This window comes from Micromonospora sp. CNZ297 (genome assembly GCF_007827625.1).
The window spans coordinates 1-13,456 of the sequence record NZ_VISU01000041.1 but is presented as its reverse complement, the minus strand read 5'-3'; the positions used below and the strand labels follow the sequence as shown (position 1 = coordinate 13,456).

Genomic DNA, 13,456 nt, shown 5'->3' with positions numbered 1-13,456 from the left:
CGGCCCGTCAGACCTCCGCCGGTGCCGTCGAGCCGCTACGCAGTTCCGGTAACACCTCATCGGCCAGTAGACGGATGTGGTCGATATCGTGGACATCCGGAAGCTGAAGGTAGATCCGCTCGCAGCCGGCCGCTGCGTACTCGCGGACGCGCCTCACCACCTCGTCCGGACGGCCGCCGGCTTTGCGCTCCCGATACCGTTGCGGTGTCGAGCCGCCGGCCGATGCCCGGGCGGCGAACTCCTGCTCGGTCCGTCCGCACGCGACTGCCACCGCAGCCGAGTAGACCAGCTCGCCCGGATCACGGCCGATCGCCTCGCAGGCGCGCCGTAACCGGGCGAACTGGTCGGTCATCTCAGCGGCGGTCGCGTACGGCACGTTGAACTCGGACGCATACCGGGCGGCCAACGCCGGAGTTCGTCGCGGACCGAGGCCGCCGACGATGACCGGTAGGCGGTCCTGCTGCGGCTTGGGCAATCCGCGGCACTCGACCAGCTGGTAGTGGCGGCCGGTGAAGGTGACCCGCTCGCCGATCCGGCACGACCACAGCCGCGTGATCACTTCGAGTTGTTCGCAGAGCCGGTCCAGTCGCGTGGAAGGCGCGGGGAGGCCGATCCCGAACGCCCGATGCTCATCGGCCCACCACCCCGCGCCGAGCCCGAGTTCCACCCGACCGCCGGACATGCGGTCGACCTGAGCGACCTGGACGGCCAGCACGCTCGGATGCCGGAAGGTCGCGGCGCTCAACAGCGTGCCGAGCCGGATCCGGTCGGTCTCCCGGGCAAGGCCGGCCAGCGTGACCCAGGCTTCGACCGGGCCGGGCTCGCCGTCGCCGTCCCCGAAGGCCATCAGGTGATCTGCCACGAAGAACCCACCGAAGCCGCCGTCTTCGACAGCCCGGGCCGCCCGCAGCACGTCCGCGTACGTCGCGCCCTGATGCGGTTCCGCCACTATTCGCACGTCCATCGGGCAGCAATATGCCACATCAGGCCCGGCTGCGAAGGACCCCGAATCACGGGATAGTCAACTCTCGACGATGTGTGTAGGGTGGCCCGATGCCGCATGATCGTCGGCACTACGGGGGTGACATGGTTACGGGCTGGACGCCGCAACGACTGTCGCGTCGGGCGCGTACTGACCTGGCCTCTCTGTGGTTGCGACGGCGGCTGCGTCGGGGCGAGCCCTACCGGTCGGCGCCCGTATGGGCCACGGTGGCTGGGGCCGATGTGGAGACGTTCAATCTCGACACGTTGAGCTACCTGGTTCGTGAGATCTTCGTCGACGGCTGCTACGAGATGGGCGATCTGGGCGACCGCCCCACGATCGTCGACGTGGGAGCCAACATCGGCCTGGCGTCGCTCTACTTCCGTCGCCGCTATCCGCGGGCGTCGATTACCGCCATTGAGGCGGACCCGGACGTGTTCGCACTGCTGGACCGCAATCTGCGCCGCAACGTCGTGGCCACCCACCTGACCACCCACCACCTGGCTGCCCATGGCCGTGGTGGTTCGGTCGCGTTGTACCGTCGAGCGGCCAAGCCGGGTCGGCTGACCACCAGCGTCGAGGCGCACCGCGGCGGACCGGAGGCGGTCGACGTTCCGGCGCGCCGGCTGTCTGAGCTGATACCGGGGCCGATCGATCTCCTCAAGGTCGACATCGAAGGCGGCGAGCATGGTGTCATCGCCGAACTGGCCGAGGCGGGCGCTCTGGTCCAGGTACGGCGCATCGTGCTGGAGATGCACTCGTCAGGCGACGGCGACGACCGGGTTCAGGCAACCCTCGATCACCTTCGACGCTGCGGTTTCCAGCTCCTGATGGGCGATGGGGCCAGCGACCTTCGGGGTCTGGGGACAGGCACCGCCATCGTGAGAGCGATCCGTTGACCGCGTCGCGGCCCGGCTCGGAGAGGAACGCATGCAAAGCCTGGGAATCGGGCAGGTCGGCGTGGGTGGCATCGCAGCCACTCATCGTGAAGGTTATGACGCCCTCGGCCTTTCGGTAGTCGCTGGTTACGACATCGCCACCGCCGCGCTGGCCGGTTTTCGCGAGGAGCGCCCCGACGCGGCCGCGTACGACCAGCTGTCCGCCCTGCTTGCCGACCCCGCGGTCGGCGTGGTGGACGTGGCCGCGCCGCATCAGCAGGGGCTCCGGACCGAGCTGCTGGAGGCCGTGCTGAAAGCCGGAAAGCCGGCGTTGGTGCAGAAGCCGCTGGCGGTGTCCTATCCAGAGGCCGAACAGATCGCCGTTCTGGCGGAGCGGTTCGGAGTGCCGGTGATGGTCAACCAGAACATGTGCTTCGCGCCGAACCTCCTTGGCCTGCAGCACCTGGTATGCGTCGAGCGGTTGATTGGTACTCCGTCGTACGCGCAGATCCGGACGGAAGCGAAGTTCGACACGGACCGCCATCCCTGGTACGGCCGGTACACCCGGTGGTGGACCGCTGCGGTGGGGGTGCACCACCTGGCGCTCGCCCACCACCTGCTGGGGCCGCCGGAGACCGTCTACGCCCTCATCGGTCACGAGCCCGGCCAGCCGGGTGTCACCGGCAACGACGGTTACGGACACCTGGCCCTGAAGTACGCCAACGGCATGCAGGCGCTGGTCATCCTGTCGGGCACCTACTACGGCGCGCACCAGGTGAGTCACGGCTCGGAGTTCATCTGGGTCCAGGGACCGGACGGCGGTGTCGATTGTCGGCCCGACGGCGATCTGGTGGTATCGACCCGGCGCTCGGACAGTCGCCGCAACATCGATCGCATTACGCGGCCGCGCATGATCAGCGGTGACTGGTTTCCCATGGGCTTCGGCTTGTCGATGCGGCACTTCCAGGACGCCCTGGCCGAGGGTGTGGCGCCCTGGTGCTCGATCACCGACAACCTCTACGTGGTTGCCGCAATCGAGGCCGCCTACCGGTCGGCGGTCGAACGCCGGGAGGTCAGCATCGAGTCGATCATGGATGATCGGTATGACCCCGCCTACGGGCCGGGCTCGACGCGCGCGATGACGGACTGGGTGGCCGGCATCGCGACGGCGGAGGCACTGTATGACGGCGCAACGTAGCCTCGATCGCTCAGTTCGCGGATCCGGCATGCGTTGCGCCCGTGGATCCGATCGCCGCCTGGCGACCGACGGACGGTTGAACGGGGAAGATTGTGCCTGAGGTTGTGGTAACCGGGGGGCTGGGTTTCATCGGCTCGACCATTGTGGAGGCGTATCTGGCCGAGGGCACCGAGGTCAGGATCATCGACTCCGGTGTGTCGTCGGTCGTCGACTCTCTGTTCGACGACGATCCGCGTGTGACGGTGGTCCGCGCGCCGGTGGAGGAGTACCTCGCCAACGGGGACGGCTTCCAGGGTGCGGAGCGGGTCATCCACTGCGCGGCGCGACTGGGCCCGGCCGGGATCCTCGAGCACGCCGGCACCTTGGGGCGTGACCTGGTCGTCTCCACCTCCGCCGTGATCGAGGCGTCGCTGCGGGCTAAAGCCAAGTTGTGCGTGTTCAGCTCGGCCGAGGTATATGGCCACAGCGGCGTCCTGGCCGAGGACGCCGACATCCGGGTACCGGCCAACTACAACGCGCGGATCGAGTACGCCGTCGGCAAGACCCTGACCGAGGTGATGGCGCTCAACAGCCGCTACCGCGGCCTGGACGTGCTGGTGATCCGACCGTTCAACGTGGCCGGCGCACGCCAGTCCGGGGCTGGTGGTCACGTTCTGCCGACCTTCATCCGGCAGGCGCTGGCCGGGGAGCCGATCACCGTCTTCGCCTCCGGCACCCAACTGCGTTCGTTCTGCTCGCCGACCGACCTCGCTGAGTTCGTGGTGCACCACATGGATGCGGCAATTGGCGCTGGTGTCGGCGTCGTCAACATCGGCAGCACCAGCAACGAGATCGACATGATGGGCCTGGCGCATCGGGTTCGCGAGTTGGCTGGCAGCACCTCGGAGGTCGCGCTTGTCGACTCCCAGTCGATTCACGGCCCGCGTTACTTCGAGGCCGAGTCGTTCCGCAAGATGCCCGACCTGACGCTGGCCACCGAGCTCGGTTGGAAGCCCCGGGTCGGACTGGACAACCTGATCCTGGATGCAATCGAGTATGCCCGCAGCAGGCAGAGTAGGGATGTGCGTCATGCCTGACTTCCGACGGGTCCTGGTCCTGGCACCGCACGCCGACGACGAGGTGCTGGGCTGCGGTGGCCTGCTCGCCCGGCTGCGTGACGAGAACGCCGCCGTGCGCGTGCTGTTCATGTCGGTGGATGGAATGCATCACGCCGGCCTGGACCGTCGCGCCGGCTTCGCCGAGCGGGTCGCCGAGATCGAAGCCGTACGCGGCATCCTCGGCTTCGAGTACTCCATAGCCTACCCAGACAAGGACATGTGCGAGCGACTGGACACGGTGCCGCGGCGCGAGCTGGTTGACCTGATCCAGTCCGCCGCCGACGAGTTCGAGCCGGACCTGCTGTTGCTCCCCAGCGGGCACGATTACGACCAGGATCATGTCGCCACGTTTGCCGCCGGCTTCGCGGCCGCTCGACCGATCGCCCGGCAGTTTGGCCGCTGGCTGGTACCGCACGTGTTCAGCTACGAGATCACCAAGATCCAGTGGTCGGCCGAACCATTGCCGCGGGCGGCTGCATTCGTCGACATCACCGACCAGCTCGACACCAAGCTGGCCGCGTTGCAGGCCTATGCCACGCAGCATCGCGCAGTACCGCACATCCGCAGCGAGGAGGCCGTGCGTGGACTGGCCTGCCTGCGTGGGGCTGAGATCGGGGTGCACTACGCGGAGGCGTTCGAAGTGCACCGGACGACTCTGTAGATGAGCCAGCACTATCGAGGCATGGGCATTACCGGAGAGGGTGGGTACGTGACGGTGGAAGATTGGCCCCGCTGGCCGGAGACCGACGACTCGACCATCCGCCGCGTCGGCACGACCTTCCTCAGCGGCCGACTCGCGGTCAGCGGCGCCCGCAGTCGATGGCGGTCGCGCAACGTGGCCGCCGCCGAGCGAATCGCCGACACCGTGGGGCGCCGCCATGCGATCCTCACCACCAGCGGCTCCAGCGCGATCGTGGTCGCGTTGCAGGCGGCCGGCATCGGGCCCGGCGATACGGTCCTGATGCCGGCGACGACGTGGGTCAGCTGTGCCACGGCAGTCATGCGGGTAGGCGCGATGCCTGCCTTCTTCGACGGCACGGCGGACTCGCCCTGCCTGATCGGCGCGGCCCCGGACGTCTCGCCCGCCGCGGTGCTGGGCATCCACCTGTATGCACAGCACTACGATGTCGGGGCGCTGCGCGCGGCGTACCCGTCGGCCATCCTTATCGAGGACGCCTCGCACAGTCACTTCTCGGCCGTCGACGACGGTCGTCGGGTGGGGACGTTGGGCGACATCAGCATCATGAGCCTGCAGGCCACCAAGATCTTGGCCTGCGGCGAGGGTGGCGTCGTACTGACCGACGACCCGGAGCTGGCCGCCCGGATGGAGTCCCTGGTGATGGATTCCCGGCGCCGGGCGGCGGTGACCGCGCGGACCGCCACCAACGAGCTTGAACCGGCACTGCTGATGCACGGCGCGAACCACGCGTTGTCAGAGGCATCAGCCGCTCTCCTGCTGGACCAGCTCGAGCGCTTCGATGACCAGGCTGCCCGCCGAAGCGACGCCGCGCACCGGTTCGTCGATCGGATGTCCGACGCCGGCTGGCGGGTGTTTGCCGCCGCCAGCGCGCTGAAGACCGGGAATTTCTACGGCATGGCGGTGGAGGTCCCCGACGCGCGGGGCGACCGCCAGACCTTCATCGAGCAGGTGGTCACCGACGCGGGGCTGTCGCTGGACACGGTGTATCCGCCGGTGCCCGAAGGCCCGCTGTTCCGACCCTTCTCGGTCAAGCAGTACGAGCGGATCGCCCACCACGCACCGCCCACCCCGGTGGCCCGCCGCTGGCACGAGCGGCACGTGGTCGTCCCGCACCACGCGTTTCTGGCCGGGCTCGACAACATTGACCGGCTGGCCGACGCGATGATCGGACGACCGGTGTCGGCTCGACCGGTCCAGGCCCGCCCGACCGTTGACGTAGTGGTGATCAGTGGCGGTACTCGGCCTAGTCTGACCGCCGCCCTGGACAGCGTCCGAGCGCAGCGGGTCGACGCGAATGTACGGATCACCGTATGGCTTGACCTCGCGGCCGATGGTGAGCGGCCGGCGTGGCTCGACGATGCCGTACGCGGCCTGCCCGTCGCGGAGTTGCGCGCACGCGGCGGCGTCCTTCCGGCGCAGCCCTTCGAGCGCATCTCCGCGCTGCGGCAGCTGGCGGCCGGCCGCGCTACCGGCGATTTCGTGGCGTTTCTCGACGACGACAACGTATGGGACGCCGACCACTTGGCAATGCTGCTGGCTGCGGCGCGATCGGGCTTCCCGGCGGTGCACTCCTGGCGGCGCCTGGTGGGCGAGGACGGCAAGGATGCGCCGGTACGCGCGTTCCCGTGGTTGCCGGCCGGGCCGGCAGCTGACGAACGGCTCGCCGCGATGGAAGCCGCGGGAGTGATGAAGCCGGGTGACAGTGTGGTCCGCGACCGTGTCGACGCCGGCATGGTGGACATGGGCGAGTGGCTGTTCGACCGGGTGCTGCTGTCCCAGCTGCGATTCGGGCGATCCCGTACCGAGCGAGAGGTTGCCGAGCGGCTCGGCGAGGACGACATCATTCTCGAGCAGCTGCTGGAGGCCGGCGTGCCGGTGCGGTGCACCGGGAGGGCCTCGCTGCGGTACCGCCTCGGCGGCATGTCGAATCCGGAGTCCACCAGCGATGGCGAGGTCGGCTGATGGTCGCGCCGCGAATCGCCGTGGTCGGTGGTGGGCGAATCGGTGAGGTGCACGCGCGAAATCTGGCAGCTGCGCGGGCCCGGGTCGTCGTCGTGGAGCCCGATTCGATGCGGGCCCGCGCCGTCGCGGACCGGCTCGGGCTACCGACCGTTGCCGGTTTGGACGCGCTGGAGCCGGGCGCGCTCGACGGGGCGGTCGTCTGTACGCCGACGGACAATCATGAGGAGTCTGTCCGGGCCCTGTTTCGGCACCGCGTCCCGATCCTGCTGGAGAAGCCGTGTAGCGCCGATCCGGTGGCGAGCCAGGCGCTCGGCGAGGAGGCCGAGAAGCGCGGGGTGGCTCTACGGATCGGGTTCCAGCGGCGGTTCGCTCCGGAGTACCTGGCGTTACGTGACCTGGTGCGGTCCGGGACCGAGCGGATCACCCTGGCCACGTACACCAGCCTGGATGGTGCTCCGCCCCCCACCGGCTATCAGGTCGCTGGTGGAAGCCTCGCCTTCGATCTGCAGATTCATGACGTCGACCTCGCCCTGTGGACATTCGGGACCGAGGTGGCCGACGTCGTCGCCGTCCAGGTCGATCTCGACGGGGTGGCCGACACATTGCTGACCTCGCTGCGGCACTCGGGTGGAGTGGCCTGCTCCTTGGTCAGCAAGCGGACCAGCGGTGGCGGATGTGAGGTCTACGCCGAGGTGATTGGTGAGCAGGCCACCTTCTCGACCCGGTCAATGGTGGCGCCACAGCGTTACGCCGACTTCCGGGATAGGTTTCGGCAAGCGTACGTCGAGGAGATCCACAATTTCCTCGGGCTGATCGCCGGTCGTCGAGATCGCCTGGCCACCTGGTCGGATGCGGTCGCGGCGGAGAGCGTGTGCCAGCGCATCGACGTTGCCGTGGCGGCTCGACTGTCGCTGAGTCCGTCCTGATACCGCCGGTCGTGCGCTGCGGGGCTGGCGGACCGGCGCAGCCACAATGACGTGGTCCAGGTGGGCCGGGAAGTTTCGAATCAGAGACCGTGTGATTCGTAGGTCCGGCTGCCTCCGGGCGGGCGGCGAACTCCCGGGCAGTGGGGAATACCAGGCCGCCCCGCGTGGAACCCCCGATGCCGCCCGAACTGATGTGGAGCGCCCATGATCGGCGTTACGGATCCGCGCGCGACAGTCGCGGAGGTCGACGCCCTCCGCCACATGTGTGACCACTTCGGGCTCGGCGATGCCGATCGGGTCACGTTTGCCGCCCGCGGCTCGATGGGGCGGGTGTATCGGGTCGATTCCGGTGGTCGCGCGTACGCGCTGAAGATGTTCTACGACCATCCGGACCCAGACAGGGTCGCCGCCGAGGTGGCCTTCACCGAACTGGCGATGGCCCGCGGGCTGGCCGCCCCACAAAGCATCGCCGCCAGGAATGGTGGCTTTGTCGTACCGTCCGCCCTGCCCGGGGTCGCCTACGGCCGGCTGTACACATGGGCCGACGGGAGCCAGATCAGTTCGGCCGCTCGCCACCTGAGCGATGCCGCCGAAATTCTGGCTGTCCTGCATGGCACCGATCACCGCACCGATCGGGCCATCGACCCGTGGTACGAGATCACGCCCAGCGCCGACGAGTGGGACTCCCTGCTGGCTCGACTGGCTGCCGTCCGATCCCGGTGGGCTGAGCCGCTGCGGGTCCGCCGGGCGGACCTGGTCGAGTTCTCGGGTTGGGTGGTGCCGACGGCTGCACCTGCCGGTTACAGCTGCCATCTGGACGTCAAGCCGGCCAACATCTTGATCACGGCTAGCGGCCGGCGGACGCTGGTGGACTGGGACAACGCGGGACCGGCCGACCGCGACCGGGAACTCGTCTGCACCATGCTGAACTGGACCGGTACTGATCCGGGCGTCGCGGCTGGTGCCATCTCCACCTTCATGCGGCGTTACCGCGAGGCAGGTGGCCAGGCCCGACCGCAAGGTCTCCCGGCGCTCTCGATGTACCTGGCGACCACCATCAACTATCTGTACGTCCTGGCGTTGGCGGCACTCGACGGCGCCAACCGGCTGGACCCGGCCGAGATCCCCAGGTTCCTGCACGGCCTGCCAGATGCCTCGACGTTGATGGGGCTGAGCGCCGAATGGGAGCGGTATTAGCGCGACCGGCCCCGGCCTCGGGACCCCGGTGCGGCCAAGATCTTCGTGCGGATCGGGGGCGGGTGCGAAATCCCGCCATCCATGCCCTCGACAGCCAGGCTCACACGTCATGGCGCTGACTGAACCGCCCCGGGTTTGGTAGCGGCCCGACCTCTTGTGGAGGATCGAGCCATGTCACGCCCTTCCCCTTATCCCCGTGAGTTGCGTGAGCGAGCGGTGCGGATGGTCGCTGAGGTGCGGCCGAACTATGAGTCGGAGTACGCGGCGATCGGCGCGGTGGCGCACAAGCTGGGCATCGGCACCGCGGAGACGCTGCGTAAGTGGGTGCGCCAGGCCGAGGTCGACGCCGGCCAGCGGGCCGGGGTGAGCACGGACGAGTCGGCGGAGTTGAAGCGGCTGCGCCGGGAGAACGCGGAACTGCGTCGGGCGAACGAGATTCTGAAGGCGGCGTCGGCTTTCTTCGCGTTCATGCCAGCCTGATCGTCGTCCGGCGGGGTTCGCTCGTTTCTTTGCTGCCCCGGCATCCTGGTTTGGTGGCTTCTCGTGCGATGTGCGGCCCTGTCGGACACCTGCGCCGGGCGCGGTGTGGCTTGATAGGTGCGTGCCGATGCTCGATGAAGGCGTGCCCCCGCCGCCCGGCTGAAGGTTCCAGCTGGTCGGGCAAGGGGAGGCGATATGGTCGTGATCGGGGTCGATGCGCATAAGCGCAGCCACACGCTGGTGGCGGTGGATGAGTTGGGCCGCAAGCTCGGCGAGCGGACGGTCGGAACGACCAGCGATGGGCATCTGCAGGCGGTGCAGTGGGCGGCGCAATGGCCGCAGGTCCGGTTCGCGCTGGAGGACTGCCGGCACCTGACCCGCCGCCTGGAGGGCGATCTCCTGCGCGCCGGGCACCAGGTGGTGCGGGTGCCAACCCGGCTGATGGCCGCGGCGCGTCGGAGCTCTCGGCAAGCGGGTAAGTCCGACCCGATCGACGCCTTGGCGGTGGCGCATGCGGCGCTGCGTGAACCGGACCTGCCGGTGGCGCAACTGGACGGCCCGGCCCGGCAGGTCAAGCTCCTGTCGGATCACCGCAGGGACCTGGTCGCGGAGCGGACCAAGCTGGTCAACCGCCTGCGGTGGCATCTACACGAACTCGACCCGGGCCTGCAGATCCCGTCCCGAGGCCTGCGCCGCTACTGCGTCATCGACGAACTCACCGACCGGCTCTCCGATGCCGAAGGCACGGTCGCTCGGATCGCCCGGGACCTCCTCGTGCGATGCCGCGAGCTGACGATGCAGATCAACGGCTTGGAGCGGGAACTACGCGACCTGGTCCGCGTCCTGGCGCCCAGCCTGCTCGCCGTCCCAGGCTGCGGTGTCCTCGGCGCGGCCATGATCCTGGGCGAGACCGCCGGCGCGGCCCGATTCCGCTCGAAGCACGCCTACGCCCGATTCAACGGCACCGCCCCTATCCCCGTCTGGTCAGGTAACACCGTGCGCGTGCGGCTCAACCGGGGCGGCAACCGGGTCGTCAACACCGCCCTGCACATGATCGCCGTCACCCAGGCCCGCGGCGTCGGCCCTGGTAAGGACTACGTCGACAAGCAACTCGCCGTCGGCAACACCCGCACCGAAGCGCTCCGGCTACTGCGCCGCCGGCTGTCCGACCGGGTCTTCACCGCCCTCAACGCCGACGAACGCGGCACCTCCCAGCCCACCAGAACCGTCACGACATTGCCTCCTACCAGGGTGAGAACCGCGATGACCGCGGCGGCTTGACATAGGAGCATCGCCGAGCTCGACCGGCCACAGCCGCGCTCGTGAGGTTCATCGACGAGCACAAGCAGGTGTTCGGCGTCGAGCCGATCTGCCGGGTCTTGCGGAGCACGGCTGGCAGATCGCCGCCAGCACCTACCGGGCCGCCTCCCGGCGCACACCCTCCACCCGCACGCGCCGCGACGCCTGGCTTGGGCAGGAGATTCGGCGGGTGCACGCGGCGAACTACGGCGTCTACGGGGCTCGGAAGGTGTGGCTGAGCTTGAACCGTGAAGGGGTGCCGGTGGCCCGGTGCACCGTCGAGCGGCTCATGCGGCAGCTCCGCCTGCGCGGGGTGGTGCGGGGCAAGACCCGACGCACCACGATCGCCGACGAACACGCCGCCCGGCCGGCGGACCTGGTGCAACGCCGGTTCACCACCGAAGCGCCGAACCGGCTGTGGGTCGCCGACTTCACCTACGTGCCTACTTGGTCCGGGATGGTCTACGTCGCGTTCGTCATCGACGCCTACTCCCGCCGCATCATCGGCTGGCGGGCCGCCACCACGATGAAGACCAGCCTCGTGCTGGACGCGCTGGAAATGGCGATCTGGGCCCGCGGCCGTCAGGGCGCCACGGATCTGGCCGGGCTGGTGCACCACAATGACGCGGGCAGCCAGTACACCTCCATCGCGTTCACCGAACGTCTCGCCGCCGCCGGCGTCGACCCGTCCGTCGGATCCGTCGGCGACACCTACGACAACGCTCTGGCCGAATCCACGATCGGCCTGTTCAAGACCGAACTGATCAAACTGCACGGGCCGTGGCGGACGTGTGACCACGTCGAGATCGCCACCCTGGAGTACGTCGACTGGTACAACCACCGCCGCCCGCACAGCGGAGCCGCGGACCTACCACCAGCCGCCTTCGAAGCCCTCTACGATCCCACCGAACACCGGCAGACCCAGCCGGAAACCCAACCCATCTAGCCGCTACCAAACCCGGGGCGGTTCAGACTGCCCTTGCGGAGTTTTCGCGAGCCGCTGGCTCCGCCGATACACCGGATCGTCCCGTCCCTTACGCAGCTACCCGGACAGGTCGTGGGTTGCGTCCACAGCAGAGTGAGGCCGATCCGGTGCCGGTGGAGCGGCCGGATCCGGGATCGTGGTTCCTCGGCGCGCAATCAGTTCCGCAGCGTCTCGTGGCTCATCCGGAGCCAAGCGCCCTCCCTCTGGACGAACGTCCAGTTCCAGGGTGTCCCGATATCAGGGGGAAGCCAGCTACCCTGCCACAGGTCGCGGGACGACCGGGTGTCGACATCTCAAGGAAACATCAGGTTGGCAGTACATCTTCTCGGGGCCACCATCGCCGCATAGCATCAACCGGCTGACGACGTTCCGCACGGGGTGTGAAAGGAGCGGGCACGTGTCTGTCGATCTTGTGGTGCTTGGACTCGGTTACGTTGGACTGCCGCTGGCTCAGCAGGCGTTGAGGGCCGGCATGTCCGTGCTCGGCTTCGACGTCAGCTCGACGGTCGTCGAGGCTCTCAACGGCGGCGTCTCACACGTGGATGATCTTTCGGACGCCGACGTCTCCGAAATGGTCCGATCCGGGTTCCGCGCCACGACTGCTCATGCGGAGATCGCCACCGCGGCAACGGTCGTCATCTGCGTGCCGACACCGCTGTCCAAGGACGGCGGCCCCGATCTGGGAGCGGTCAAGGCCGCAGCCCACACAGTGGCTCGTAACCTGCGTCCCGGCATGCTAGTCGTGCTCGAATCAACGACCTATCCCGGGACAACCGACGAGATCGTCCGCCCCATCCTCGAACAGTCCGGTCTCGTCGCAGGCGTGGACTTCTTCCTCGCCTTTTCCCCTGAGCGCATCGACCCGGGAAACGAGCGTTTCGGCACCCACAACACGCCGAAGGTGGTCGGAGGTGACACTACACAGAGCACCGAGCGGGCAGTGGCGTTCTACGGCCGGTTCATCCACACGGTCGTCCGAACCAAGGGAACCCGGGAAGCCGAGACGGCGAAACTGCTCGAAAACACGTACCGGCATATCAACATCGCCTTGGTCAACGAGATGGCCAGATTCTGCCACGAACTCGACATCGATTTGTGGGACGCCATACACGCCGCCGCGAGCAAACCGTTCGGTTTCCAGGCGTTCTACCCAGGTCCCGGCGTAGGCGGCCACTGCATCCCGATCGACCCGAACTATCTGAGCCACAAGGTGCGGGCAAAGCTCGGGTACCCGTTCCGGTTCGTCGAACTGGCGCAGGAAATCAACGCCACTATGCCGACGTACGTCGCGAGCCGGGCGCAGAACATCCTCAATGGTGCCGGGTTGGCCATCAACGGTGCAATCATTCTGCTGCTCGGTGTGACATACAAGCCCAACATCGCCGACCAGCGCGAGTCTCCAGCGGTGCCGCTGGCGCGCCGGCTCGCCGCTCTGGGCGCGAAGATCAGCTACCACGACCCGCACGTCGAGCATTGGACGGCGGCGGGAGTCGACTTCCCGAAAATAGATGACCTTGAGGGCGCAATCGCCTCAGCCGACCTTGTGATCCTCGTGCAGAACCACCGAGAGTACGACGCCGACCATCTTGCTGGGATTGCCAAACGATTCTTCGACACAAGGGGAGTCACCTCGGGAGCGATAGCAGACCGGCTCTAATACTCCAGCCGGGGATGTTGACCTTGGCTGAGCTGGGGCTTGGTGTGGTGTGTGAACGGGTGCAGCCACCGTCGATCATGGGCGGTTGTGTGGAC

General features: G+C 68.0%; 10 protein-coding genes and 2 pseudogenes. 11 read left to right on the top strand and 1 reads right to left on the bottom strand.

What is annotated here, in order from left to right; genetic code table 11:
• Window positions 1–7: 7 nt before the first annotated feature.
• A complete protein-coding gene (locus tag FB454_RS33330) occupies window positions 8–964 on the bottom strand; it encodes an LLM class F420-dependent oxidoreductase (protein ID WP_013473842.1) in 957 nt (318 codons plus the stop codon).
• A gap of 89 nt (window positions 965–1,053) precedes the next feature.
• Here FB454_RS33330 and FB454_RS33325 point away from each other — a divergent pair, with 89 nt between their 5' ends.
• From FB454_RS33325 to FB454_RS33275, 11 genes and pseudogenes are all read left to right on the top strand, one after another.
• Window positions 1,054–1,881 (top strand): FkbM family methyltransferase, encoded by an 828-nt coding sequence (locus FB454_RS33325; RefSeq protein ID WP_083816925.1) that lies wholly within the window; start codon window positions 1,054–1,056, stop codon window positions 1,879–1,881.
• Between the two features lie 31 nt (window positions 1,882–1,912).
• Window positions 1,913–3,058 carry a Gfo/Idh/MocA family protein gene (locus FB454_RS33320; protein WP_145754555.1) on the top strand — a complete coding sequence of 382 codons (1,146 nt, stop codon included), beginning with the start codon at window positions 1,913–1,915 and terminating at the stop codon, window positions 3,056–3,058.
• Window positions 3,059–3,150: 92 nt separating this feature from the next.
• On the top strand, window positions 3,151–4,134 hold the full coding sequence (locus FB454_RS33315) for an NAD-dependent epimerase/dehydratase family protein (RefSeq protein ID WP_013473845.1): 984 nt from the start codon (window positions 3,151–3,153) through the stop codon (window positions 4,132–4,134).
• Window positions 4,127–4,816, top strand: a complete 690-nt coding sequence (locus FB454_RS33310; protein ID WP_041784098.1) for a PIG-L deacetylase family protein — start codon at window positions 4,127–4,129, stop codon at window positions 4,814–4,816. Before FB454_RS33315 ends, FB454_RS33310 begins: the two co-directional genes overlap by 8 nt.
• A gap of 48 nt (window positions 4,817–4,864) precedes the next feature.
• Window positions 4,865–6,817 (top strand): DegT/DnrJ/EryC1/StrS family aminotransferase, encoded by a 1,953-nt coding sequence (locus tag FB454_RS33305; protein ID WP_222433958.1) that lies wholly within the window; start codon window positions 4,865–4,867, stop codon window positions 6,815–6,817.
• Window positions 6,817–7,743, top strand: coding sequence for a Gfo/Idh/MocA family oxidoreductase (locus FB454_RS33300; protein WP_145754550.1), 927 nt, complete (start codon window positions 6,817–6,819; stop codon window positions 7,741–7,743). The genes FB454_RS33305 and FB454_RS33300 overlap by 1 nt, the downstream gene beginning before the upstream one ends.
• Before the next feature lie 204 nt (window positions 7,744–7,947).
• Window positions 7,948–8,940, top strand: coding sequence for a phosphotransferase (locus tag FB454_RS33295; RefSeq protein WP_013473849.1), 993 nt, complete (start codon window positions 7,948–7,950; stop codon window positions 8,938–8,940).
• 171 nt (window positions 8,941–9,111) lie between these two features.
• A pseudogene (locus tag FB454_RS33290) lies at window positions 9,112–9,399 on the top strand (transposase); the annotation flags it as partial.
• Window positions 9,400–9,615: 216 nt separating this feature from the next.
• Window positions 9,616–10,701, top strand: a complete 1,086-nt coding sequence (locus FB454_RS33285) for an IS110 family RNA-guided transposase (RefSeq protein ID WP_013473851.1) — start codon at window positions 9,616–9,618, stop codon at window positions 10,699–10,701.
• A 14-nt stretch (window positions 10,702–10,715) separates the two neighbouring features.
• Window positions 10,716–11,665, top strand: a pseudogene (locus FB454_RS33280) (IS3 family transposase); the annotation flags it as partial.
• A 436-nt stretch (window positions 11,666–12,101) separates the two neighbouring features.
• Window positions 12,102–13,361, top strand: coding sequence for a nucleotide sugar dehydrogenase (locus FB454_RS33275; protein ID WP_013473852.1), 1,260 nt, complete (start codon window positions 12,102–12,104; stop codon window positions 13,359–13,361).
• Window positions 13,362–13,456 lie beyond the last annotated feature (95 nt).